Origin of the sequence: Pseudomonas sp. NY15354, from assembly GCF_048068075.1 — a bacterium.
Lineage (GTDB): Bacteria > Pseudomonadota > Gammaproteobacteria > Pseudomonadales > Pseudomonadaceae > Aquipseudomonas > Aquipseudomonas guariconensis_C.
On sequence record NZ_JBLUPV010000015.1, the window covers coordinates 59,462 to 81,924 of the forward strand.

The 22,463-nt window shown below is 64.4% G+C and carries 24 protein-coding genes; 15 read left to right on the plus strand and 9 right to left on the minus strand.

The genetic code is table 11. The features are described from left to right. Positions 1–2 precede the first annotated feature (2 nt). Together lysA and lptM are read right to left on the minus strand one after the other, a co-directional pair. Positions 3–1,250, minus strand: coding sequence for a diaminopimelate decarboxylase (gene lysA / locus ACNFCH_RS15780; protein WP_337157626.1), 1,248 nt, complete (start codon positions 1,248–1,250; stop codon positions 3–5). A 9-nt stretch (positions 1,251–1,259) separates the two neighbouring features. Then, positions 1,260–1,478 carry an LPS translocon maturation chaperone LptM gene (gene lptM, locus ACNFCH_RS15785; RefSeq protein WP_196163215.1) on the minus strand — a complete coding sequence of 73 codons (219 nt, stop codon included), beginning with the start codon at positions 1,476–1,478 and terminating at the stop codon, positions 1,260–1,262. 303 nt (positions 1,479–1,781) lie between these two features. Here lptM and cyaY point away from each other — a divergent pair, with 303 nt between their 5' ends. From cyaY to rnk, 3 genes are all read left to right on the plus strand, one after another. Beyond that, positions 1,782–2,114 (plus strand): iron donor protein CyaY, encoded by a 333-nt coding sequence (gene cyaY / locus ACNFCH_RS15790; protein WP_043213409.1) that lies wholly within the window; start codon positions 1,782–1,784, stop codon positions 2,112–2,114. A 1-nt stretch (position 2,115) separates the two neighbouring features. Then, positions 2,116–2,337, plus strand: coding sequence for a DUF1289 domain-containing protein (locus ACNFCH_RS15795; RefSeq protein ID WP_416743089.1), 222 nt, complete (start codon positions 2,116–2,118; stop codon positions 2,335–2,337). Positions 2,338–2,470: 133 nt separating this feature from the next. Next, positions 2,471–2,881: a nucleoside diphosphate kinase regulator gene (gene rnk, locus ACNFCH_RS15800; RefSeq protein WP_337157624.1), complete on the plus strand. Its 411-nt coding sequence runs from the start codon at positions 2,471–2,473 to the stop codon at positions 2,879–2,881. 152 nt (positions 2,882–3,033) lie between these two features. Here the strand turns inward: rnk and ACNFCH_RS15805 are convergent, their stop codons facing one another. From ACNFCH_RS15805 to ACNFCH_RS15815, 3 genes are all read right to left on the minus strand, one after another. Then, positions 3,034–5,898: a class I adenylate cyclase gene (locus tag ACNFCH_RS15805; protein WP_416743090.1), complete on the minus strand. Its 2,865-nt coding sequence runs from the start codon at positions 5,896–5,898 to the stop codon at positions 3,034–3,036. Between the two features lie 182 nt (positions 5,899–6,080). Beyond that, on the minus strand, positions 6,081–6,326 hold the full coding sequence (locus ACNFCH_RS15810) for a TIGR02647 family protein (protein ID WP_337157622.1): 246 nt from the start codon (positions 6,324–6,326) through the stop codon (positions 6,081–6,083). 64 nt (positions 6,327–6,390) lie between these two features. After that, complete coding sequence (locus ACNFCH_RS15815; RefSeq protein ID WP_084855390.1) at positions 6,391–6,699, minus strand: hypothetical protein; 309 nt, start codon at positions 6,697–6,699, stop codon at positions 6,391–6,393. Positions 6,700–6,844: 145 nt separating this feature from the next. Here ACNFCH_RS15815 and ACNFCH_RS15820 point away from each other — a divergent pair, with 145 nt between their 5' ends. Next, positions 6,845–7,504: a glutathione S-transferase gene (locus tag ACNFCH_RS15820; RefSeq protein WP_337157621.1), complete on the plus strand. Its 660-nt coding sequence runs from the start codon at positions 6,845–6,847 to the stop codon at positions 7,502–7,504. Between the two features lie 228 nt (positions 7,505–7,732). Here ACNFCH_RS15820 and argH read toward each other — a convergent pair whose 3' ends face one another. Continuing rightward, positions 7,733–9,127: an argininosuccinate lyase gene (gene argH, locus ACNFCH_RS15825; RefSeq protein ID WP_070572082.1), complete on the minus strand. Its 1,395-nt coding sequence runs from the start codon at positions 9,125–9,127 to the stop codon at positions 7,733–7,735. Between the two features lie 308 nt (positions 9,128–9,435). On the opposite strand from argH, the gene ACNFCH_RS15830 reads away from it, so the two are divergent. The 7 genes from ACNFCH_RS15830 to ACNFCH_RS15860 all read left to right on the plus strand — a co-directional run bounded on the left by ACNFCH_RS15830 (position 9,436) and on the right by ACNFCH_RS15860 (position 15,804). After that, positions 9,436–10,179, plus strand: coding sequence for a LytTR family DNA-binding domain-containing protein (locus ACNFCH_RS15830; protein ID WP_337157620.1), 744 nt, complete (start codon positions 9,436–9,438; stop codon positions 10,177–10,179). Positions 10,180–10,284: 105 nt separating this feature from the next. Next, positions 10,285–11,226, plus strand: a complete 942-nt coding sequence (gene hemC, locus ACNFCH_RS15835; RefSeq protein ID WP_416743091.1) for a hydroxymethylbilane synthase — start codon at positions 10,285–10,287, stop codon at positions 11,224–11,226. Then, positions 11,223–11,993 carry a uroporphyrinogen-III synthase gene (locus tag ACNFCH_RS15840; protein ID WP_416743092.1) on the plus strand — a complete coding sequence of 257 codons (771 nt, stop codon included), beginning with the start codon at positions 11,223–11,225 and terminating at the stop codon, positions 11,991–11,993. The genes hemC and ACNFCH_RS15840 overlap by 4 nt, the downstream gene beginning before the upstream one ends. A gap of 45 nt (positions 11,994–12,038) precedes the next feature. Further along, on the plus strand, positions 12,039–13,139 hold the full coding sequence (locus ACNFCH_RS15845; protein ID WP_196163225.1) for a uroporphyrinogen-III C-methyltransferase: 1,101 nt from the start codon (positions 12,039–12,041) through the stop codon (positions 13,137–13,139). Further along, the gene (locus ACNFCH_RS15850) at positions 13,136–14,374 is read left to right on the plus strand and encodes a heme biosynthesis HemY N-terminal domain-containing protein (protein ID WP_416743093.1); all 1,239 of its coding nucleotides are present in this window, start codon (positions 13,136–13,138) and stop codon (positions 14,372–14,374) included. Before ACNFCH_RS15845 ends, ACNFCH_RS15850 begins: the two co-directional genes overlap by 4 nt. 220 nt (positions 14,375–14,594) lie before the next feature. Continuing rightward, the gene (locus ACNFCH_RS15855; RefSeq protein WP_337157617.1) at positions 14,595–15,101 is read left to right on the plus strand and encodes a disulfide bond formation protein B; all 507 of its coding nucleotides are present in this window, start codon (positions 14,595–14,597) and stop codon (positions 15,099–15,101) included. A 232-nt stretch (positions 15,102–15,333) separates the two neighbouring features. Beyond that, the gene (locus tag ACNFCH_RS15860) at positions 15,334–15,804 is read left to right on the plus strand and encodes an Rsd/AlgQ family anti-sigma factor (protein WP_043213381.1); all 471 of its coding nucleotides are present in this window, start codon (positions 15,334–15,336) and stop codon (positions 15,802–15,804) included. A gap of 9 nt (positions 15,805–15,813) precedes the next feature. On the opposite strand, the gene ACNFCH_RS15865 is transcribed toward ACNFCH_RS15860, so the two are convergent. Then, entirely contained in the window at positions 15,814–16,476 is a 663-nt protein-coding gene (locus ACNFCH_RS15865) for an FKBP-type peptidyl-prolyl cis-trans isomerase (RefSeq protein ID WP_337157616.1), read from the minus strand. 224 nt (positions 16,477–16,700) lie between these two features. Here ACNFCH_RS15865 and ACNFCH_RS15870 point away from each other — a divergent pair, with 224 nt between their 5' ends. Continuing rightward, on the plus strand, positions 16,701–17,765 hold the full coding sequence (locus ACNFCH_RS15870) for an AlgP family protein (RefSeq protein ID WP_337157615.1): 1,065 nt from the start codon (positions 16,701–16,703) through the stop codon (positions 17,763–17,765). On the opposite strand, the gene ACNFCH_RS15875 is transcribed toward ACNFCH_RS15870, so the two are convergent. Then, positions 17,741–18,223: a TIGR02444 family protein gene (locus ACNFCH_RS15875; protein WP_416743094.1), complete on the minus strand. Its 483-nt coding sequence runs from the start codon at positions 18,221–18,223 to the stop codon at positions 17,741–17,743. The genes ACNFCH_RS15870 and ACNFCH_RS15875 overlap by 25 nt on opposite strands. A gap of 69 nt (positions 18,224–18,292) precedes the next feature. On the opposite strand from ACNFCH_RS15875, the gene abc-f reads away from it, so the two are divergent. From abc-f to ACNFCH_RS15890, 3 genes are all read left to right on the plus strand, one after another. After that, complete coding sequence (gene abc-f, locus ACNFCH_RS15880; protein ID WP_070093896.1) at positions 18,293–20,203, plus strand: ribosomal protection-like ABC-F family protein; 1,911 nt, start codon at positions 18,293–18,295, stop codon at positions 20,201–20,203. After that, complete coding sequence (locus ACNFCH_RS15885; protein ID WP_337157613.1) at positions 20,203–20,790, plus strand: mechanosensitive ion channel family protein; 588 nt, start codon at positions 20,203–20,205, stop codon at positions 20,788–20,790. The genes abc-f and ACNFCH_RS15885 overlap by 1 nt, the downstream gene beginning before the upstream one ends. 229 nt (positions 20,791–21,019) lie before the next feature. After that, a complete protein-coding gene (locus tag ACNFCH_RS15890) occupies positions 21,020–21,652 on the plus strand; it encodes a LysE family transporter (RefSeq protein ID WP_337157612.1) in 633 nt (210 codons plus the stop codon). A gap of 56 nt (positions 21,653–21,708) precedes the next feature. On the opposite strand, the gene ACNFCH_RS15895 is transcribed toward ACNFCH_RS15890, so the two are convergent. After that, positions 21,709–22,461: a slipin family protein gene (locus ACNFCH_RS15895; RefSeq protein WP_337157611.1), complete on the minus strand. Its 753-nt coding sequence runs from the start codon at positions 22,459–22,461 to the stop codon at positions 21,709–21,711. Positions 22,462–22,463: the final 2 nt, after the last annotated feature.

The window sequence follows — 22,463 nt, forward strand, 5'->3', positions numbered from 1 at the left end:
GCTCACTCCGGCAGCAGGCTTTCGCCGGCGAACAGTTCGGCAATGGTTTCACGGCGACGGACTTCGAAAGCCTCGTCTCCATCGACCAGCACTTCGGCGCAGCGGCCACGGGTGTTGTAGTTCGAGCTCATGACAAAACCATAGGCGCCAGCGGACTGAACGGCCAGCAGGTCGCCTTCGGCCAGGTTCAGGACGCGGTCCTTGGCCAGGAAGTCGCCGGTCTCGCAGATCGGGCCGACCAGGTCATAGCTGCGCCCTTCGCCTGCACGTGGCTTGACCGCGCTGACGCCCATCCAGGCCTGGTACAGGGCCGGGCGGATCAGGTCGTTCATTGCCCCGTCGATGATGGCGAAGTCTTTGTGTTCGGTGTGCTTGAGGTATTCGACGCGGGTCAGCAGGACGCCGGCATTGGCGACGATGTAACGGCCCGGCTCGAACACCAGGGCCAGGTCACGCTCGCCGACGCGCTCGCGGATGGCCTGGATGTAGTCCGACACCAGCGGTGGTTCTTCGTCGCGGTAGCGAACGCCGACACCGCCGCCCAGGTCCAGGTGACGCAGGTGGATGCCGCATTCGGCCAGGCGGTCGACCAGCACCAGCAGGCGGTCCAGGGCATCGAGGAAAGGCTCGACGGTGGTCAGCTGGGAGCCGATGTGGCAGTCCACGCCCACCACGTCCAGGTTGGGCAACTGCGCGGCGCGCACGTAGATGGCCTCGGCGTCGGCGATGGCGATGCCGAACTTGTTTTCCTTGAGACCGGTGGAGATGTACGGGTGGGTACCGGCGTCGACATCCGGGTTCACGCGCAGCGAGACCGGGGCGACCTTGCCCATCTCGGCGGCCACCACTTGCAGGCGCTCGAGCTCTTCGGTGGATTCGACGTTGAAGCAGTGCACACCGACTTCCAGCGCGCGGCGCATGTCGTCACGGGTCTTGCCGACACCGGAGAACACCACACGATCGGCGCGTCCGCCAGCGGCCAGCACACGCTCCAGTTCACCGCCGGAGACGATGTCGAAGCCTGCGCCCAGGCGGGCCAGGACGTTCAGCACGCCCAGGTTGGAGTTGGCCTTGACCGCGAAGCAGACCAGGTGCTCAGTGCCTTGCAGGGCGTCGGTGTAGCTGCGGTACTGGGCCTCGATGTGGGCGCGCGAGTACACGTAGGTCGGGGTGCCGAAACGTTCGGCGATGGCCGACAGGGCCACGCCTTCCGCGAACAGCTCGCCGTCGCGGTAGTTGAAAGCGTCCATTGGATTTCCTTAGTACTGCGCGGGCTGCGACTCTGGCTGGGCGGGTTCGGCAGGCTCGAGCGTCTCGGCCGGTTGAGCCGGCTGGGTCGCTTGATGCTGGTGCGATTTGCGGGCGTCCTTGCCGTCCTTGCCGTCTTCAGGCAGGTACAGGGGGCCCTTCTGACCGCAGGCCGAAACGAGGCAGGCAACCGCGACCAGCGCCGCGAGGGAGGAAATCAGGCGCTTCATTGGCGAATCCTTTGAAATATGCAGTATTGCGCCCGAGTATACCGAGCGCCTGCTGGATTGCCTATGCAAGGACCGGTCCGCCTGGCGGAGGGCCAACCCCCGAGTTGATTTGGCTATTCTTGTCCGGTCAGCGACGCCCGATCGCCGGGCAAGTCCGCGCCTGCAAGACGTAACGCAGGCCTTGTAGGTGCGGGCTTGTCCCGCGATTGGGCCAGTATGGACTGGCGCTAACCTTTGCATTCCCGGCACGTCGCCCGTATCTTGCCCGGCTTGCCGTAAGCAGCCAATTTCGAGGTTCCTGCAATGAGTTTGAGCGAAGCGCGTTTCCACGATCTGGTCGACGCGACCCAACAGGCCCTGGAAGACCTGTTCGATGAGAGCGGCCTGGACGTGGACATGGAGAACTCCGCCGGGGTGCTCACCATCAAGTTCGACAGCGGCAGCCAGCTGATCTTCAGCCGTCAGGAGCCGCTGCGCCAGCTGTGGTTGGCCGACCGTTCCGGGGGGTTCCACTTCGACTACGACGAAGAGAGCGGCAAGTGGGTCTGCGAGAAGAGCGAGGAGCTGCTGGGCGAGATGCTCGAGCGTATCGTCTGGGAGCGGGCCGGCGAGAAGCTGGACTTCGACGAGATCTGAGATGAGTGACCAATCCCGGCCGCCCAAGCCGCTCTACAGCAATGTCAGCCCGGCGGTGCCGTCGCCCTGCATCAGTGTGTGTCGGCTCGACGAGCGCCGGGTCTGTACGGGATGTTTTCGGCATGTCGAGCACATCCGCGAATGGCGTTCGGCCGACGACGAACGGCGTCGGCAGATCTGTCACCAAGCCCAGACCCTGCGCGAGCAGCACATCGGCCATTGACGGACCGGGCTTGAGTATTTGTCCGACTGTGGTAGTGTCGGGCTTGCGTCGATGACGCCAAAAGCATTCACAAACCCCGCCCTTGGGCGGGGTTTTGCTTTATCTGCCTGTTAAAAAGGAGTCTGACTGGATCATGAGCACCAAGCCTTCCCTCATCCTCACCCGATTGGACGTACAGCGTCTCGAGCGCCTGATCGACAGCCTCGACGAAAGTACGCCGGGTGTGCTCGCCCTGCAGGACGAGCTGGACCGCGCCGATCAGGTGGTCGGTCACGAGGACGTCCCGGCCGGTGTAGTGACCATGAACTCGCGCGTGCATTGCCGCGAGGAGGCCAGTGGCAAGGACTATCACCTGACCCTGGTCTATCCGAAGGATGCCGGTCCCGAGGGCAGTGTCTCGATCCTGGCACCGATCGGCTGTGCGCTGCTGGGGTTGTCGGTGGGCGACCAGATCGACTGGCCGGCCCCGGGCGGCAAGACCCTCAAGCTCAAGCTGCTGGCGGTCGAATACCAGCCGGAAGCGGCGGGCGACTTCGATCTCTAAGACTCGTTGTCTTGCATTGCGTGATCGGACACTTTCGCGGGTAAACCCGCTTCCACAAGGATCACCGCTGGCCCTGAGGAAGCGGGTTTACCCGCGAATACGATGCTTGTCTCACCGCCAGGCTCCCGGACCAGCCCGCGTCCTCGGAGGCATCAAGGCTCCAAGGTTGCCTTCAACTGTTCCAGGCCATCGTTGAGCGCCCGCTCCAGCTGGCTTTTGTAACGCAGGTAAAGCGCCGTGGAGCCTTGGTCGTCGCCCAGCAGTTCGGACAGGTCCAGATCGGTGATATAGCAGCGATAGCTGCCCGCGCTACGCCGTTGCCTCAGGATTTGCCGAGCGACCATGGCGTACAGCTGGTCGCCATGCTCCAGCTCGGAGAACTCCTGCTGGTTGCAGTAGAGGGTGATGTGTACCTCATCCGACGCGCTGGCCTGCAGGATCGCCTGGACTTCATAGTACGGCTGGCCTGCGCCTTCGCGCGGTGCCGGGCGTGGCTCCAGGCTCCGCGCCTTGCCAGGGCTCGATGGCAGCAACTGGTAATACATGATCTCCAGCGATGTCTGCTGCAGGCTGTCCAGTGGCAGTTGTGCATCGTGTCGCATCAGCACAGAGCGCAGGAAGCGTTGCAGTGGCAGCAACAGGTGTGCCTCATCCTGCAACAGCAGGCGCTGGTGCCACAGTGCGTTGTGCTCATCCAGCACGTACAGGTCGGCCCACCCCTCCAGCAAGCGATAGAACACCTGCAGGCAATCGCGGCGGCCCTGTTCCAGTACCAGCGGCAGGTCATGGTCCTGCAAGGCATTGGCGTCCAGATGCAGTGGGCTGTACTGGCCGCGCACCTCGCCCAGACAGCCGATGACCGCGTCATGGTCGGACAGAGTGGTCAGGGTGACTTGCCCTGGTTGCAACTCCAGTACGTGGGTGTGTTGCGCCACCTGGAGCAGGTAGCGGTGGTTGAGGTTCTGCTCCAGCAGCAATTGCGCCGTGTCGAAGATTTCCTCGACCCGCAGGGCGATGGCCTGGGCGCGATTGCGGCAGAAGCAGCGCACCCGGAGCCGAGGGCGTTGAACGCGCTGGCCGAGGCCGTTGAGGAGGTCTCGCAGGCAGCGCACCAGCGCGTGCTCGCCGTCATAGCGCTGGACCAGCACCTCGTTCCAGCTGTTGAGGGTGATCTGGTCGAGCGTCAGCACCAGGTTCTCGCGGACGCCGGCGTAGCTCAGCGAGTCGGTGCGTTCGGTGGTCATCAGGATGTTCAGGTCGCGGTGATGACGCAGCGGGTCGACGCCGACATTGACCAGCAGCAGGATCTCGTCGGCCACGCTCGGTTGCAGCAGGCGGACCTCGCTGACTGCTTCCAATGGCAGCGGGATGCTCTGCTGCAGGCTGCCCAGCAGGTTGAACAGCTCGAAGTCGGTCAGGTCACTGTCGCCGGGATGCAGGGCCAGGCGCGTGGTGTTGTCGATCACGCCATTGCGATGGGCCCAGGTGAGCAGCTCGAGCAACTCGCGGCAACGCTTGATGGGGCTAAAATGCTCCCATTCGTGTACGCCCAAGTTGCCGTTGTACAGGCCCCAGTGGGTTGTGCCTGGTTCCTTGCGATTGGGTGACTGGACCAGGGTCAGGGTGTCTTCGGCCAGGTCTGGTGCGATCCCGGGGTTGATCACTTCTATCTTGCCCGCCCGGCGCTCGAAGGCTGCGTACAAGCGACGGCCCAGTACATTGAGGTCGCGCTGGTCGGCCCGACTGCTGGCGCTCTGGTCGCGGGCGAATTGGGTGAGGAAGCGATAGCTGTGGTTGAGCTCGGCCACCAGCTCACGACGTTCGGCGGCCACCTGGCGGACTTTCCATTGGGCGCGGGTGTCGAGCATGGCCAGTTGGCGCTCGTCCCAGCCCCACTCATCGGCCAGGCGTGCGAGTAATTGGCGCTGCCAGCCGTCGGCGCGGGAGCGGCCGAGCTCGCTGAGTTTCCTGTTCACTTTCAGGTACAGGCTGCGCCGCACCAGCTCCAGACGAGTGGTCTCACCCCGTTGTTGCAGGTACTGCTCGATGCGCCGGTAGACCATCACGTAGGGGTCGAGTGCGTCGAGGTCCAGCTGGTTGGCGAACACCGCCTGTTTGTACTCCAGGCTCAGGCAACGCACATCGGGGTGTTCGCTGGCGTAGACCTCGGTGAGCAGCAACTTGAGCAGTGACTTGTAGGGTGAGTCGATACCTTTGAACAACTGCCACAAGCCGGCACCGACGAACTCTCCGGGCGGAATGTGCGCCAGGTGGCCGAGGTCCAGGTCGTCCTCGGCGCGGATGAAGCGCTTGGACAGCAGGGTCTGGGTGTAGGCCTGATAGTTGTGCTCCTCGTACACGGGCACCAGCCACCACAGGGGCGTGCGCCCCGCCAGCCAGATCGCGGTGCGATAGAACTCATCGAGCAGCAGATAGTGCTGGGTGGTTCCGCAGTCGTCGGAGCTGAGTTGGCCCTCGCGTTCGCCCTGGACGAAGCCCTGGGGTTCGATGAGGAAGAAATGCGCCTCGGCGCCCTGGCTGGCGGCCCAGGCCTCCAGAAGCTGGCATTTTCGCCGCAGCTCGGCCAGTTCGTCTTCCCGCAGCCCTGGGGCGTGACACACCCACAGGTCCATGTCGCTTTGCTCGGCCTGGGCCAACGTGCCCAGGCTGCCCATCAGGAACAACCCATGAATCGGCTGGGGCGAAGTGCCGTGGCGGGGTTTGTAGGTGAAGGAGCGGGCCAGGCGCTGGGCTTCGGCCAGCAGATCAGGGCCTGGCTCGAAGCCCGAAACCCCCGCCGGCGTCGTACCCGAGACATACCCAGGGAGCACGGGATGGTTGACGTGAAACAGCAAGGGCAATGCGGTCAGCACCTGCTGTTGACGGGTGGACAAGCCCTCCAGTGCCCGCGCCAGGCGGCCCTGGTTCAGGTGCAGAAAGCGCGCACGCAGCTTCGCCAGTTCCTTGCGGTCGATGCCTTGCTCGAGGTCGGGGCGGATTTCGTGGGGGCTGTTCATTGCGCACTCAGGACAGGGCCAGGGAAGCATCGGCGAGTTTAGCCTGAGTGATGGGGTCGGATAAGCAGAAACTGTTTTCTTGACGTCATTTCCCCGTCATCGCATTTCTTGTGCACAGCCGAGCCCGCCCCGACACAGGCGTGTATCGGGACGGGCTCGGCTGCAAAGGGGGGGCGAACGGTTCAGGCTGGCTGGGCGGTCTTGAGGATGGTCAGCACTTGCTGGACGCTCTGGGCGGCATCCAGCCCCAAGCTGGTCAGGTAGCCACCATCGGGCTGGTCGGTGAGTTGTTTGTCGTACAGGCGGCGGGCGGCGGCCACCAGGGCAGGGGCAGCATTGCTGTGGACCTTGATGCCTTCCTGGTGGGAATCCAGGTTGAACAGGGAGAGGACTTCCAGTTCGGCGATCAGTTCGGGGGTAAAGGACATGGCGACTCCTGACTTCCAGACAAGGACGGAGGCACCGTGGTCGGTGCCTGATCCTGGAGTGTAGTCAGGCTTCGTCGTTGTCGCCTTGATCTGCTTCAGGTGGCAGCTCGGGCAGGGCGCGCAGGGCGTTCTCGTACCACTCGCCGTTGAAGGGACGGTCCTCGTCGAGCATGGCATCGATTTCGATGGCCAGGACATGGGCCATGAGGTTGAGGATGTCCTCTCGCTCGTAGCCGACCAGGGTCAGCTTGTTGAACGTGGCCTTGGCCGCCGGCGGCTCGCCGCTTTCGATCTGGTTTTCGATGGCCTGGGTCAGGGTTGCCTCGACGAAGGCTTCCTCTTCGTTGTTGTCGATGTCGCTGGGCTCGCTCATGGCAGTGCTCCTGGGGTGGGATGCACAGTGTGCCATGCCTGCGCAGGCGATGCCTGGTCATCGACCGGGCCGATGATGCTGGTCAGCGCTTGGGGATGGGGCTATAAAAGCCGGGCCATCCCCACACGGCCTGGAGGCTGTAACAATGCTCAAGCTTCACGGATTCGCGGTCAGCAACTACTACAACATGGTCAAGCTGGCCCTGCTGGAAAAAGGCCTGCCATTCGAAGAGGTGCTGTTCGTTCCCAATCAGACCCCGCAGGCGCTGGCCATCAGCCCACGTGGCAAGGTGCCGGTGCTCGAGACCGAGCACGGCTTTCTCAGCGAAACCACAGTGATCCTCGACTACATCGAGCAGACCCAGGGTGGCAAGCCGCTGCTGCCGGCAGATGCCTTCGCCCAAGCCAAAGTGCGCGAGCTGATCAAGGAAATCGAGCTGTACATCGAGTTGCCCGCGCGAACCTGTTATTCCGAGGCTTTCTTCGGCATGGCGGTCGAGCCGCTGCTCAAGGAGCGCGCTCGCACCGAGTTGCTGGCCGGCTTTGCCACGCTCAAGCGCAACGGCAAGTTTGCCCCGTATGTGGCGGGCGAGATGCTGACGCTGGCCGATTTGATGTTCTGCTTCTCGGTGGACCTGGCCTGCGCGGTGGGCAAGAAGGTGCTGAACGTCGATTTCCTGGCGGAGTTCCCGCAGGCCAAGGCGTTGCTGGAGAAACTGGGGGCGAACCCGCACATGGCGCGGATCGTGGCGGACAAGGAAGCGGCGATGCCGGCGTTCCAGGAGATGATTCGTAGTAAACGCTGAGAGAAGAACCGGCCATATGCGGCCATGAGTAGCGGGTTCGCAATGTCTGGCACCGGCTGCGCCGGTGTTCGCGGCGGTTCGACGCCTCGATGAACCCGCTCCCACAGGTTTTGCGCTGCTCTGACTGCCGCCGCTGGACCTGTAGGAGCGGCTTTAGCCGCGAAACAGACGGCGCGGTTCTGGCGCCGGCTTTGCCGGTGTTCGCGGGCAAAGCCGGCGCGAGGTGGCTTAGCGCGAAGCCAGAAGCGCTTTGCCGCGCGCCACGGCAGCGCGCACCTGGGCAGGTGCGGTGCCGCCGATGTGGTTGCGCGCGTTGACCGAGCCTTCCAGGGTCAGCACGGCGAACACGTCCTGCTCGATCTGGTCGCTGAACTGGCGCAGTTCGTCCAGGCTCATCTCGGCCAGGTCCTTGCCGGTGTCGACGCCGTATTTCACGGCGTGACCAACGATCTCGTGGCAGTCACGGAACGGCAGGCCGCGACGGACCAGGTAGTCGGCGAGGTCCGTGGCGGTGGAGAAACCGCGCAGGGCCGCTTCACGCATGATGGCGTGCTTGGGCTTTATTGCCGGGATCATGTCGGCGAACGCGCGCAGGGAGTCGCGCAGGGTGTCGGCAGCATCGAACAGCGGCTCTTTGTCTTCCTGGTTGTCCTTGTTGTAGGCCAGCGGCTGGCCTTTCATCAGGGTCAGCAGGCCGGTCAGCGCGCCGAACACGCGGCCGCTCTTGCCACGTACCAGTTCCGGGACGTCCGGGTTCTTCTTTTGCGGCATGATCGAGCTGCCGGTGCAGAAGCGGTCTGGCAGGTCGATGAACTGGAACTGCGCGCTGGTCCAGAGCACCAGCTCTTCGGAGAAGCGCGACAGGTGCATCATCGCCAAGCTCGCCGCAGCGCAGAATTCGATGGCGAAGTCGCGGTCCGAGACGCCATCCAGCGAGTTGCCGGCCACGGCCTCGAAGCCCAGCAGCTTACAGGTCAGCTCGCGGTCTATCGGGTAGGTGGTGCCGGCCAGCGCGGCGCTGCCCAGCGGCATGCGGTTGGTGCGCTTGCGGCAGTCGACCAGGCGCTCGTAGTCGCGGCTGAGCATCTCGAACCAGGCCAGCAGGTGATGACCGAAGGTCACCGGCTGGGCGGTCTGCAGGTGGGTGAAGCCGGGCATGATGGTCTCGGCTTCACGCTCGGCCTGCTCCAGCAGGCCCTGTTGCAGGCGAGTGATCTCGGCCAGGATCAGGTCGATCTCGTCGCGCAGCCACAGGCGGATGTCGGTGGCCACCTGGTCGTTGCGGCTACGGCCGGTGTGCAGCTTCTTGCCGGTGATGCCGATACGGTCGGTCAGGCGTGCCTCGATGTTCATGTGCACGTCTTCCAGGTCGACACGCCAGTCGAAGCTACCAGCCTCGATCTCGCCCTGGATGGTCTTCAGGCCATCGATGATGGCATCGCGCTCGGCGTCGGTGAGTACGCCGACCTGCGCCAGCATGGTGGCGTGGGCGATCGAACCCATGATGTCGTGGCGGTAGAGGCGCTTGTCGAAATCGACCGAGGCGGTGAAACGGGCGACGAAGGCGTCGACGGGCTCACTGAAGCGGCCGCCCCAGGACTGATTGGTCTTGTCGGTGCTCATGGATTCACTCGTTGAAGGCGTGAACGAAAAAGTGGCGCCGATCATAGCAGGGTTGGAGCGCGCGCCGCAGGGCGCTGGTCGAGAGAAATCTCGCAAAACGCTGGGTGAATCGGTAGGTGGGGATATTCAACGATTGAACGGCAGTGTTCCACGGACCGTCTACAGTTGGACAGAGGACTGGCGGCGAATCTGCCGGGCCAGTGAATCTTTGGCCGTCGCATCGGTCTAGAGCGTGACCGCGTGTCGGTCGCCCTACACTTTGTCTACGCTATACCCATGCGAGACTCACTCAGGAATCCAGCGTAATTATGAATGTCCTGATCGTTGATGACGAACCCCTGGCCCGTGAACGCCTGACCCGGATGCTTGGCGAGCTGGAGGGCTACACCGTGCTGGAGCCCAGCGCCACCAACGGCGAGGAGGCCCTGGCCTTGATCGACAGCCTCAAGCCCGATGTGGTGCTGTTGGACATCGGCATGCCTGGCCTGGATGGCCTCCAGGTCGCCGCCCGGCTGTGCGAACGCGAAGCACCACCGGCGGTGGTGTTCTGCACCGGTGACGATGAGTACGGGAGCCAGGCCTTCCGGGAAAGCACCCTGAGCCATGTGACCAAGCCCATCCAGCCCCAGGCCCTGCGCGAAGCCTTGCGCAAGGCCGACAAGCCCAACCGCGCCCAACTTGCCGCGCTCACCCGTCCGGCCAATGAAGGCGGCGGCCCACGCAGCCATATCAGTGCTCGAACCCGCAAGGGCATCGAGCTGATCCCCTTGCCCCAGGTGATCTACTTCATCGCCGACCACAAGTACGTGACCTTGCGCCATGAGTCAGGGGAGGTATTGCTGGACGAGCCCTTGAAAGCCCTCGAGGACGAGTTCGGCGAGCGCTTCGTGCGCATCCACCGCAATGCCCTGGTCGCCCGGGAGCGTATCGAGCGCTTGCAGCGCACGCCACTTGGGCACTTCCAGCTGTTCCTCAAGGGGCTCGATGGCGATGCGCTGACGGTCAGCCGCCGGCATGTGGCGGGCGTGCGCAAGATGATGCAGACGCTCTGAACCGGCGGCTGTCGGCCAGGGAAGGCCGGGTGATGACCTGAATCTGCTAGGTGCGCTGGCGGAGCTGTTATCATCGGCGGCATTTCTCCTGGATCGGGGCGTTCCATGTCCACTCGTGAAATCCGCATTGCCACCCGTAAAAGTGCCCTGGCCCTGTGGCAGGCCGAATATGTCAAAGCCCGACTGGAAGAGGCCCATCCCGGTCTGGTCGTGACCCTGGTGCCCATGGTCAGCCGTGGCGACAAGCTGCTCGACTCGCCGTTGTCGAAGATTGGCGGCAAGGGCCTGTTCGTCAAGGAACTGGAAACCGCCCTGCTCGAGCACGAGGCCGACATCGCCGTGCATTCGATGAAGGACGTGCCCATGGACTTCCCTGAAGGCCTGGGCCTGTACTGCATCTGCGAGCGCGAAGACCCGCGCGATGCGTTCGTTTCCAATAATTTCGCCAGCCTCGATGCACTGCCGGCCGGCAGTATCGTCGGCACCTCCAGCCTGCGCCGCCAGGCCCAGTTGCTGGCACGCCGCCCGGACCTGCAGATCCGCTTCCTGCGCGGCAACGTCAACACTCGCCTGGCCAAGCTCGATGCCGGTGAGTACGACGCCATCATCCTCGCCGCGGCTGGCTTGATCCGCCTTGGTTTCGAGGACCGCATCAGTTCCACCATCAGTGTCGACGAGAGCCTGCCCGCCGGTGGCCAGGGCGCGGTGGGCATCGAATGCCGCAGCGCCGACCACGCGATTCATGCCTTGCTGGCGCCGCTGCACCACGCCGACACCGCCGACCGGGTGGTGGCCGAGCGGGCGTTGAACAAGCGCCTGAACGGCGGCTGCCAGGTGCCGATCGCCTGCTACGCGGTGCTCGAAGGCGAGCAGCTGTGGCTGCGTGGCCTGGTGGGCCAGCCCAACGGCGGTACCTTGCTGGTGGCCGAGGCCCGAGCCTCGCGTACCCAGGCCGAGGCGCTGGGTGTGCAGGTCGCCGAAGACCTGCTTGGCCAGGGCGCCGAGGCCATCCTCAAGGAAGTCTATGGCGAGGCTGGCCACCCGTGAGCCCTTGGCGCCTGCTGCTGACCCGTCCTGAAGAGGAGTGCCAGGCGCTGGCACAAAGCCTCTCGCAGGCCGGGATCGTCAGCAGCAGCCTGCCGTTGCTGGCCATCGAACCGGTGGTACTGCCGGCAGGGCAGTACCAGCACCTGGCGGACCTGCACCGCTACCAAGTGATCATCGTGGTCAGCAAGCCCGCCGCCCGCCTGCTGCTCGAGCGCCTGGGCCAGGCAGGCCTGCCGCCGCCGCGACAAGGCTGGTTCACCGTGGGGGCTGCAACCGCGCAGGTGCTCCAGGCGCAGGGCTTAAAAGTTGACTTTTCGGCGCAAGGCGATGACAGCGAGGCCTTGCTCGCGCTGCCGGTCCTGCGCGAGGCTATGACCCGGGTCGCTACCCCCCGCGTTCTGATCGTGCGGGGCGTCGGAGGTCGCGAACTGCTGGCCGGGCGTCTTGGAGAGCAAGGTGCTAGTGTCGATTATCTGGAACTGTATCGACGCAACCTGCCGGTGTATCCGGCCGGCACCCTGCTGCGCCGCGTCGAATCGGAACGCCTGAACGGCCTGGTGGTCAGCAGTGGACAGGGGCTGGAGCACCTGTTGCAGCTGGCGGGCGCCGACTGGCCACGCCTGGCGCACCTGCCGTTGTTCGTGCCAAGCCCTCGGGTGGCCGAACAGGCCAGGGCGTTGGGCGCCCAACAGATTGTGGATTGCCGTGGCGCCAGTGCCGCGGCCTTGATGGCAGCTGTGCAGCGAAGTGCTGCACCTGCCGACTAAGGCGCTAAGCTCAATGCGACGCGCCCCCATGCAAAGGATGGATACGTGAGCGAAACTGTCTTGTCCAACAACGAACAATCCACGGCGTCCGAGGCGCCGGAATCCACCTCCGCCACGCCTGCCAAGCGCTCTGGCAACGGCCTGGCACTGTTGGCCTTGCTGCTCGGCGCGGCTGGGGTCGCTGTCGGGGGGTGGGGTGTCTGGCAGGTCCGTCAGCTGCAAGGCAGCGAGCAGGGTCAGGGCCAGCACCTGCAGGCCCTGAACGAGCGCACCGAGACGTTGCAGCAACGCGAACAGCAGATCAGCGCGCAATTGGCCACCCTGCCGGCGGCCAGCGAGCTCGAAGACCGCCGTCGCCTGGTGGCGCAACTGCAGGGCGATCAGCAACGCCTCAGCCAACGCCTGGAAACCATACTGGGCGAGAGCCGCAAGGAGTGGCGCCTGGCCGAGGCCGAGCACCTGCTGCGCCTGGCGACCCTGCGTCTTTCTGCGCTGCAGGACATTGCCAGCGCCAAGGCGCTGGTCGAGGGTGCGGACGAGATTCTTCGCGAACAAAGCGATCCAGGGGCCTTCGCTGCCCGCGAACAGCTGGCGCGTAGCCTCGCGACCCTCAACAGCACCGAGCAGCCGGACCGCACCGGTTTGTTCCTCAAGCTTGCCGCCCAGCGCGAGTTGGTCCAGCAGCTCAGCGCCCAATCGCCTGAATTCGAAACCAAGGCCGACGCCCTGGGCGCCCTGACCGCCGATGGCGATGGCGCCAGCCGCCTGTCCCAGTGGTGGGCGGAGATCTCCAAGTACTTCCAGATCGAGTTCAATGCCGACGACAACGTGCGGCCGCTGTTGTCCGGGCAATCGCTCAACCAATTGCGCCTGGCGCTGAGCCTGACCATCGAGCAGGCACAGTGGGCGGCGCTCAATGGCGAAGCGAAGGTCTATACCCAGGCCCTGGACGATGCCCGTAGCGTGCTGCTGGCCAATTTCAACGCCGACAACCCACAGAGCAAGGCCATGCTCGCCAGTCTCAACGAACTGGCCGAGCAGCCGGTCTCGGTGGTCACGCCTGACCTGTCCGAGAGCCTGGCCGCCGTGCAGGCGTACATCCAGCGTCGCCACCTGCCGGCCGAAGCCGAAGGAGGCAAGCCATGAAGCGTGTCTACCTGCTGGCGGTGCTTGCCATCGTGGTAGCCGCGGCGCTGGGCATCGCGGTCGCCAAGCATAGCGGCTACGTGCTGGTCGCCTATGGTGGGTTCCGCTACCAGTCCGGGCTGTGGGCGGCATTGGCGGCGCTGGTCGCCATTGTCGTGGTGCTCTGGCTGGTGCGTTATCTGATCGGCCTGGTGCTGACGTCGAGCGGCGTGGTCAACCCGTGGTCGCGGCGCAACCGCAGCCGCCGTACCCGCATCGCCATCGAGCAAGGACAGTTGGACTTGGCGGAGGGTCGCTGGGCCAGTGCCCAGCGTCATCTGCACCGCGCCGCCGAGGCTGAGCGCCAGCCGTTGCTCTACTACCTGGGTGCTGCCCGCGCCGCCAATGAATTGGGTCGTGCCGAAGACAGCGACAATCTGCTCGAGCGCGCCCTGGAGCGTCAGCCCCAGGCCGAGCTGGCCATCGCCCTGACCCATGCGCAATTGCAGATGGACCGCGGCGACATCGGCGGTGCCCATGAAACGCTGCTGGCCATGCAGGAGCGTCACCCTCACAACAACCAGGTGCTGCGCTTGCTGTATCGCCTGCATGCGGAGCAAGGCGACTGGTCGGCCTTGATCCGTCTGCTGCCGGAGCTGCGCAAGGGCAAGGTGCTGCCAGCCAAAGAGCTCGCTGATCTGGAACAACGCGCCTGGGGTCAAAACCTCGGTCTGGCGGCGACTCGCGGGGAGGATGCCCAGGCGGCCCGCCAAGCCCTCGAGCGGGCCTGGCAACAGCTCACCGCCGCCCAGCGCCAGGAGGCGCAATTGGTCTCGGCCTACGCTGAGCAACTGCGCCAGCTCGGAGCCCAGGGCGAAGCCGAACAGGTGCTGCGCACGGCGCTCAAGCGTCAGTACGAAAGCCATCTGGCTCGTCTGTATGGTTTGGTGCGCGGCGATGACCCGGCCCGTCAGTTGCAAACCGCCGAAGGCTGGCTCAAGGATCATCCACAGGATCCGAGCCTGCTGCTCACCCTGGGTCGCCTGAGCCTGCAGAACCGCCTGTGGGGCAAAGCGCGGGATTACCTCGAAAGCAGCCTGCGCATGGAGCGTAATCCGGAAGCCTGTGCGGAGCTTGCCCGCCTGTTGGCCGGGCTGGGTGAGACCGAGCGCAGCAACCAGTTGTTCCAGGAGGGCCTGGGCCTGCTGGACGAGCGCCTGTTGGCTCTGCCGTTGCCCGAGGGCGTGCGAGCCTGACCGAACCAGGTACCCACGCCGAGCCGTGGGTACCTGGCGCTGTAACTTCTCTTGTTAGCGTGACGGGATTTACGCTGGCTCTCTTCGGAAATCTCCTACTCAAAGTTGCAGACTTTCCTTTTTCAATCAGGGAGTTGTCTCTCCTGTAGCGCCTTGAAACAAAGCGCCTCTTTCCACTACCGTTCCGGGCTACTTCATTTGACCCGGGACCCACTCGCTCATGCTGCCGGCCCGCTTGCGCACCTTTTTTCTCATTGGCGGTTTCGCCTCGGCGGCGGTCCTGCTTGCTTCGTTCTGTCTCGAAAACACCCTTGGCCTGGTGCCCTGTTCCCTGTGCTTCAGTCAGCGTTTGCTGCTTGGGCTGTACGCAGGGGTAAGCGTGTGCGCGGTGTTGCACTCGCCGGGCATGGTCGGCAAGCGCAACTATGCGGCGCTGGCGCTGGGTTGTTCGGTGAGTGGGGCACTGCTGGCATCCCGGCATGTCTGGCTGCAAGGTGCGGGGCTGACAGCCGACGCCTGCCAGATGCCGTTCGGGTGGTTGCTGGAGCAGTCGTGGGACCAGGCGTTGAGGATGTTGGTGCTGGGCGGCCCCGATTGCACCTCGCTGACCTGGAGCTTCATCGACCTGACCTTGCCCGAGTGGAGCCTGCTGGCATTCCTGTCGCTATCGGCCCTTCCACTGAGCTGGTTGCTGGGCTACCGCATGCGCCAACTCGGCAAAGTTTGATCCACGGCAAATCGTCTCGGGATCGCACGACCAGCGGTGCCCTACCTGGGTATTAAACACTTGTATGAACTTTGTCCGCTGCGTACCTTGAAGCCCAGCACGTGCGGGAATAATCTCGCAGCACGCATACCGAAAACACAACTGCTCGATGCCGTCCTGCTGATGTCACCTTTGTGCCGCGGTATTAGCGCACGAGGTGCAGCGGCATCTACCCAGAAGGGAAGAGATCGCCATGCTCGATAGTTGTCAGAACGCTCAGGAACGCTGGGGTGGGGTTCACAAGCTGATCGACCGTTGGCTCCAGGAACGGGCGGAGCTGGTCCAGGCCTTCCGCGCCTTGCGTGACGCCAAACCGGCCTTCGCCGACAAGGACAAGAACCGCGACTTCTGCGCGGTGCTGGTCGACTATGTTTCGGCGTGGCATTTCGAAGTGAGCGAGCAACTGGTCACGGAAGCCAAGGCGTTCGGTGACGAGGGTGCCCTGCAGCTCGCCGAACAGATCAATCCTCGGATCAACGACATCACCCAGATTGCACTGGCCTTCAACGACCATTGCGAAAAGGGCGAGTGCAAGGACCCCGAGCGGTTCTCCAAGAAACTGGGCGAGCTCGGCAGCCTGCTGCATGAGCGCTTCGAGCTCGAGGACTGCCTGATCGAGGTGCTGCACAACGCGCACAAGGAAGAGGGCGCGGTGCAAGCCTGAGGCTAGGCGTCAGTCGGCCACCGCCAGCAGTTCGATTTCGAAGACCAGGGGGGTGTAGGGCGCAATCAGGTCGCCCGCACCTTCGGCTCCATAGGCTTGTGCCGATGGGATGACCAACCGCCACTTCGCCCCTGCCTTCATATGCGGCAATGCCACTTGCCAGCCTTCGATCACCGAGTCCAGGTTGAACCATTGGGGCTGTTGGTTCTGATCGAACACCGAGCCGTCGGGTAGCTTTCCTGTGTAGCGCACCTGTACCTTGCCACCGGCTTTGGGTGAGCTACCCGTGCCACTTGCCAGTTCGGTGTAGAGAATGCCTTCGGGCAACTCGTGGACGCCGGCACGTGCGCGCTCGTTGGCCAGGAAGCGTTTCTCCGCGGCCAGGCTCTTGTCGACCTGAGCCTGTTCAGCGGCCGCGCTGGCTTGTTCTTCGTGCTGCTGGAGGATGGCTTGCATGCGCGGCTTGTCGAGCTTGAGGGGCTGGCCCTGATAGGCCTGGCGCAGGCCCTCGACCAAGGCATCGAGCTCGAGGCCGGGCACTTCGTCACGCAGGCGCTCACCCAGGCTGGCGCCGAGGCTGTAGGCCAGGTCGTGCTTGGAGGGGGACGCTTCAGGATTGGCCCAGGCCAAAGGCGTTGCCAGGCACAGGCCGAGAATAAGGTAACGAGGCACGGTCAACTCCTGCTGCGATGAGCGCAAAGTATGCCAGCCTTGTTGGCCAACGATGTGTAAATATCAGCAACACTTTATTGGGCAACTACACTTGCACCGAGCTGCAAGATAACAACTTTGCCCAGGCATGCAACGCGGCGCCAACAATACTGTCCACATGCCCTAGCGGCGGTAGCAGCAGAAGCATAGTATGAGCCGCAATCTCGTCAGCCAGGAGGTAAACCATGTCGGCCAAGAAGAAGCCAGTCAGTACGCCGTTGCACCTGCTCCAGCAACTTTCGGGTAGTCTGCTCGAACATTTGGAAGATGCCTGCTCGCAAGCGCTGGCGGATGCCGAGAAACTGCTGGCCAAGTTGGAAAAGCAGCGTGGCAAAGCCCAGGAAAAACTGCACAACGCACGCCTGAAGTTGCAGGACGCCGCCAAGGCCGGTAAAGCCAAGGCTCAGAGCAAAGCGCAAAAAGTATCCGGCGAACTTGAAGAGCTGCTTGATTCGCTCAAAGACCGTCAAACGCAGACCCGCACTTATATTCAGCAACTAAAACGCGATGCCCAGGAAAGCCTGAAACTGGCCCAGGGCGTGGGCAAAGTGCGCGAGGCCGCCAGCAAGGCGCTCGATCAGCGCGCGACTGCTGCCAAGGCCCCGGCCAAGCCGGCTGCGACCAAAGCCACTGCCCGTCCGGCTGCCAAGACGACTGCAAAGCCAGCCGCTAAACCGGCCGCCGCCAAACCCGCTGCTGCCAAGGCTGCCGCTGCCAAATCCGCTGCTAAGGCACCTGTGAAAGCGGCTGCCAAGCCAGCCGCGAAAGCGCCGGTCAAAGTCGCCGCCAAGCCTGCAGCCAAGGCCCCGGCCAAGGCCGCCGCCAAACCGACTGCTGCCCGTACCGCTGCTGCCAAGCCGGCCGCCAAACCTGCTGCTGCCAAGGCCACCGCCAAGCCGGCTGCGACCAAGACTGCCGCCAAGCCTGCTGCCAAAGCCGCAGCGGCCAAACCGGTTGCCGCCAAAACTGCAGCTGCCAAGCCAGCCGCCAAGCCCGCAGCAAAACCGGCCGCAGCCAAGGCCACTACCGCCAAACCGGCGCCAACCAAGACCACTGCCGCCAAGCCCGCGGCTCGCAAGGCCCCGGCCAAACCCGCGGCAGCCAAGCCTGCCGTCAGCAAGCCTGCGCAAACCAAGCCCGCCGCACCGGTGACCAGCAGCCCAGCGCCAGCGACCAACTCGGCAGCGCCTGCCGCCACGTCGCCGGCACCTGCCAGCACCCCGGCTCAGTCGGCTCCCTCGGCCTCCTGAAGCCCATCGGCCGCGACGCGCAGCTCACGCAGCGCGTCGTGGTCGCGGGCTTGCTCGGGCACCAGCCACTGCAACCAGTCGCCGGGCGGGTCGTTCGAATCCGCCGGCCAGCTCCCCGCACACGCCTGCAGGCGCGCCAGCAAGGTGCGCTCGGCTTCCAGCTCCAATCCCTTGACCTGCTCACGTAGCGACGCCAGTTGCGCATCGCCTTGCGCCGCTTCGCGCCATTGTTGGCGCAACACCCTCAGCGGAACCACGACCTGCTGCTGCCATGGGCCGGCAATGGCTTGTAGCGCGGCTGCGCGCGTGGCATCGGGTGCGACACGGCGGGCCTGCAGCCAGGTCCCGCTAAGCAGCAGGCAGACATCAGCCCCCAGTTCTTGCAGTGCAAGGCAGGCCGCTTCGACCCCTGGCCGTCGATACAGCGCCAGGGCGTGGCTCCACAATTCGTTTTGCATGTTCGGACTCGCCAGTGGTCAAGGTGGCCTGTGTGCCCAGAAGGGAAGCTGATAGACTCCGCGACCATCATGATCAGACTATCGAATCTCACTTTACAGCGTGGTCCGCAGCGCTTGCTAGAAGGCGCCGAGATGACCCTGCACGCCGGTCACAAAGCCGGCCTGATCGGTGCCAACGGCGCCGGAAAATCCAGCCTGTTCGCCTTGCTGCGCGGTGAGCTGTCGCCTGATGCCGGCGATTGCCAACTGCCCGGCGACTGGCGCATCGCCCACATGCGTCAGGAGGTCGATACCCTCGATCGCCTGGCGGTGGACTATGTGCTCGACGGCGATGTGCGTTTGCGCAAGATCCAGGCTGACCTGGCCATCGCCGAGGCGGCCCACGACGGCACCGCCGTGGCGCGCCTGCACAGTGAGCTGGACAGCGCCGACGGCTATACCGCCGATGCCCGCGCGCGCAAGCTGCTGGCAGGTCTGGGTTTCACCACCGAACAGATGGACCGGCGCGTCGGCGACTTCTCCGGCGGTTGGCGGATGCGCCTGAACCTGGCCCAGGCCCTGATGTGCCCATCCGACCTGTTGCTGCTCGATGAGCCCACCAACCACTTGGACCTGGACGCCATCCTCTGGCTGGAAGACTGGCTCAAGGGCTATCCGGGCACGCTGCTGCTGATTTCCCACGACCGCGACTTCCTCGATGCCGTGGTCGATCACGTGCTGCATGTCGAGCAGCGCAAGCTCAACCTCTACAAAGGCGGCTACAGCGCCTTCGAACGCACCCGTGCCGAGCGTCTGGCACAGCAGCAACAGGCCTATGAGAAGCAGCAGGCCCGCCGTGCGCACATGGAGAAGTACATCGCCCGCTTCCGTGCCCAGGCCACCAAGGCCCGTCAGGCGCAGAGCCGGATCAAGGCCCTGGAGCGCATGGAGGAGCTGTCCGCCGCCCATGTGGACTCGCCGTTCGACTTCGTCTTCCGCGAGTCGGAGAAAATCTCCAGCCCGCTGCTGGACCTCGCCGAAGGCCGTCTGGGCTATGGCGACAAGGCGATCCTGGAGAAGGTCAAGCTGCAACTGGCGCCCGGTGCGCGCATCGGTCTGCTGGGCCCCAACGGCGCCGGCAAGTCGACCCTGATCAAGAACCTCGCCGGTGAGCTCGAGCCCATTGGCGGACGCCTGGTGCGGGGCGAGAACTTGGCGGTGGGCTACTTCGCCCAGCACCAGCTCGACTCCCTGGACGACAAGGCCAGCCCCTTGCTGCACCTGCAACGCATCGCACCGGCTGAGCGCGAGCAGACCCTGCGCGATTTCCTCGGTGGGTTCGATTTCCACGGCAACCGCGTCGACGAGCCGGTGGTGAACTTCTCTGGCGGCGAAAAGGCGCGCCTGGCCCTGGCGTTGATTGCCTGGGAACGCCCGAACCTGCTGCTGCTCGACGAGCCGACCAACCACCTGGACCTGGAGATGCGCCTGGCCCTGACCATGGCCCTGCAGGAGTTCAGTGGCGCGGTGGTGGTGGTTTCCCACGACCGTCACTTGCTCAAGAGCACCACCAACGACTTCCTGCTGGTGGCCGATGGCAAGGTCGAAGCCTTCGATGGTGATCTGGACGACTACAGCCGCTGGCTGATCGACTATCGCCAACGCAGTGCGCCGGTCAGCAATGCCCCGGCCAACCCGGACAAGACTGACAAGAAGGCCCAACGCCAGGCCGCTGCGGCCTTGCGCCAGCAACTGGCGCCGCACAAGCGCGCCGCCGAGAAGCTCGAAACCGAGCTGAACCAGGTGCATGGGCAACTGGCCGAGATCGAGACTGCATTGGGCGACGGCGGCCTGTACGAAGCGTCCCGCAAGGACGAACTGCGTGACCTGTTGGCTCGCCAGACCAAGCTCAAGCAGCGCGAGGGCGAGCTGGAAGAAGCCTGGATGGAAGCGCTGGAAACCCTCGAGGCCATGCAGGCCGAGCTGGAGGCGTTGTCCTGATGGAGGAGCTGCGCTCGCTGCTGCCAGGGCAATGGATGGACGCGTTCTGGCTCGGGCTGCAGATCCTGCTGATCCTGATCGCCGCGTTCATCCTGCAGCGTGTGATCGCGCGGGGGCTGAGCCGGCTGGGCAACCGCTACCCGCTGCCGGCAGAGCTGCTGGTACCGGTGCGCGGTGGTCTGCGCTGGCTGATCATGGGCAGTGCACTGTTGTTCGTGCTGGAGCGCATGGGCGTTTCGGCCACGGTGCTGTGGACGGCGCTATCAGGCTTCGTCGCGGTAGCGGCGGTGGCGTTTTTCGCCATCTGGAGCGTGCTCTCCAACCTGCTGTGCGCGGTGCTGATTTTCACGGTCGGGCCGTTTCGCATCGGTGACGTGGTGGAGCTGGTGGACACCCTCGACAAGCCGGGAGTCAAGGGCCGGGTGATCGCCATCAACCTGCTGTACACCACCCTGATGGAAACCCCCGAGGCGGGCGGGGCGCTGGTGCAGGTGCCGAACAGTCAGTTCTTCCAGAAAGCGGTGCGCCGTTGGCGGGGGACCGAGGTGGTGGCCGTGTCCAAAGGCGAGCCGGTCGAAGCGGATTGACCCGCTGACGGTGTTGATTTCTTCGCGGGTAAACCCGCACAAGGTTCACCGGTGCTCCAACAATGCCGATGTACCCACGATCAGGCCCCAGGCTGAGCTCGGTCGGAGCGGGTTTACCCGCGAAGCCGCCAGCACCAGCCCTGAAATAAACCACAAAAAAATCGCTGGTGATTTTTTCACCAACCCCTTAGCTTAACGTTTTGCAACAAATGTTCGAGCGAGGTGTGCGATGTCGATGGAAACCTGGTTGGCCTTCTTTGCCGCGTGCTGGGTCATCAGCCTGTCGCCGGGTGCCGGGGCCATCGCCTCGATGTCCAGCGGGCTGCAGTACGGGTTCTGGCGTGGGTACTGGAATGCCCTGGGCCTGCAACTGGGTCTGATCGTGCAGATTGCCGTCATCGCCGCCGGTGTGGGCGCCATCCTCGCCGCCTCGGCCACCGCCTTCCAGCTCATCAAATGGTTCGGCGTCGCTTACCTGGTGTACCTGGCCTACAAACAGTGGCGCGCTTTGCCCATGGACATGAGCGACACCTCGGGCGTGCGGCCGATCGGCAAGCCGATGAGCCTGGTGTTCCGCGGCTTCCTGGTCAACGTCAGCAATCCCAAGGCGCTGGTGTTCATGCTCGCGGTGCTGCCGCAGTTCATCAATCCGCATGCGCCGCTGGTGCCCCAGTACCTGGCCATCACCGCCACCATGATCACCGTGGACATGCTGGTCATGGCCGGCTACACGGGCCTTGCAGCTCGCGTACTGCGGTTGCTGCGCACGCCCAAGCAGCAAAAGCGCATGAACCGCACATTTGCCGGCTTGTTCATCGGTGCGGCGGCGTTTCTGGCCACCCTTCGCCGCGCGCCGGTCTGAACCTTTCGCCGCCCCCACAGGCTCGTCGCTGAGCGTGTGGGCGCCTGGGGCGGGGGTCAACGCGGTTTATCGACCAACCCCTTGAGCAAGTCCACCGGCAGCGGGAACACGATGGTCGAGCTCTTGTCCCCGGCAATCGTCCCCAGGGTCTGCATATAGCGCAGTTGCATCGCCCCCGGCTCCTTGCCCAGCATCTGCGCCGCCTGCATCAGTTTTTCCGAAGCCTGCAGTTCACCCTCGGCATGGATCACCTTGGCCCGCCGTTCGCGCTCGGCTTCGGCCTGGCGGGCGATGGCGCGCACCATCGATTCATTGAGGTCGACGTGCTTGATCTCGACGTTGGCCACCTTGATGCCCCAGGCATCGGTCTGGGCGTCGAGCACGAGGCGGATGTCTGAGTTGAGCTGCTCGCGCTCGGCCAGCAGTTCGTCCAGTTCATGCTTGCCGAGCACCGCGCGCAGCGTCGTCTGGGCCAGTTGGCTGGTGGCACCGAGAAAGTCCTCGACTTGGATGATCGCCTTCTGCGGATCGAGCACGCGAAAGTACAGCACGGCGTTGACCTTGACCGAGACGTTGTCGCGGGTGATCACGTCCTGGGGTGGTACGTCGAGTACCACGGTGCGCAGGTCCACCCGCACCATCTGCTGGATTCCCGGGATCAGAATGATCAAGCCCGGCCCTTTGACCTGCCAGAAGCGGCCCAGCTGGAACACCACGCCCCGTTCGTACTCGCGCAGGATACGCAGGGCCGACAGCAACAACAGGCCGACCACCGCCAGCAAGGCGCCAAAACCGAATTGAACGAACATCA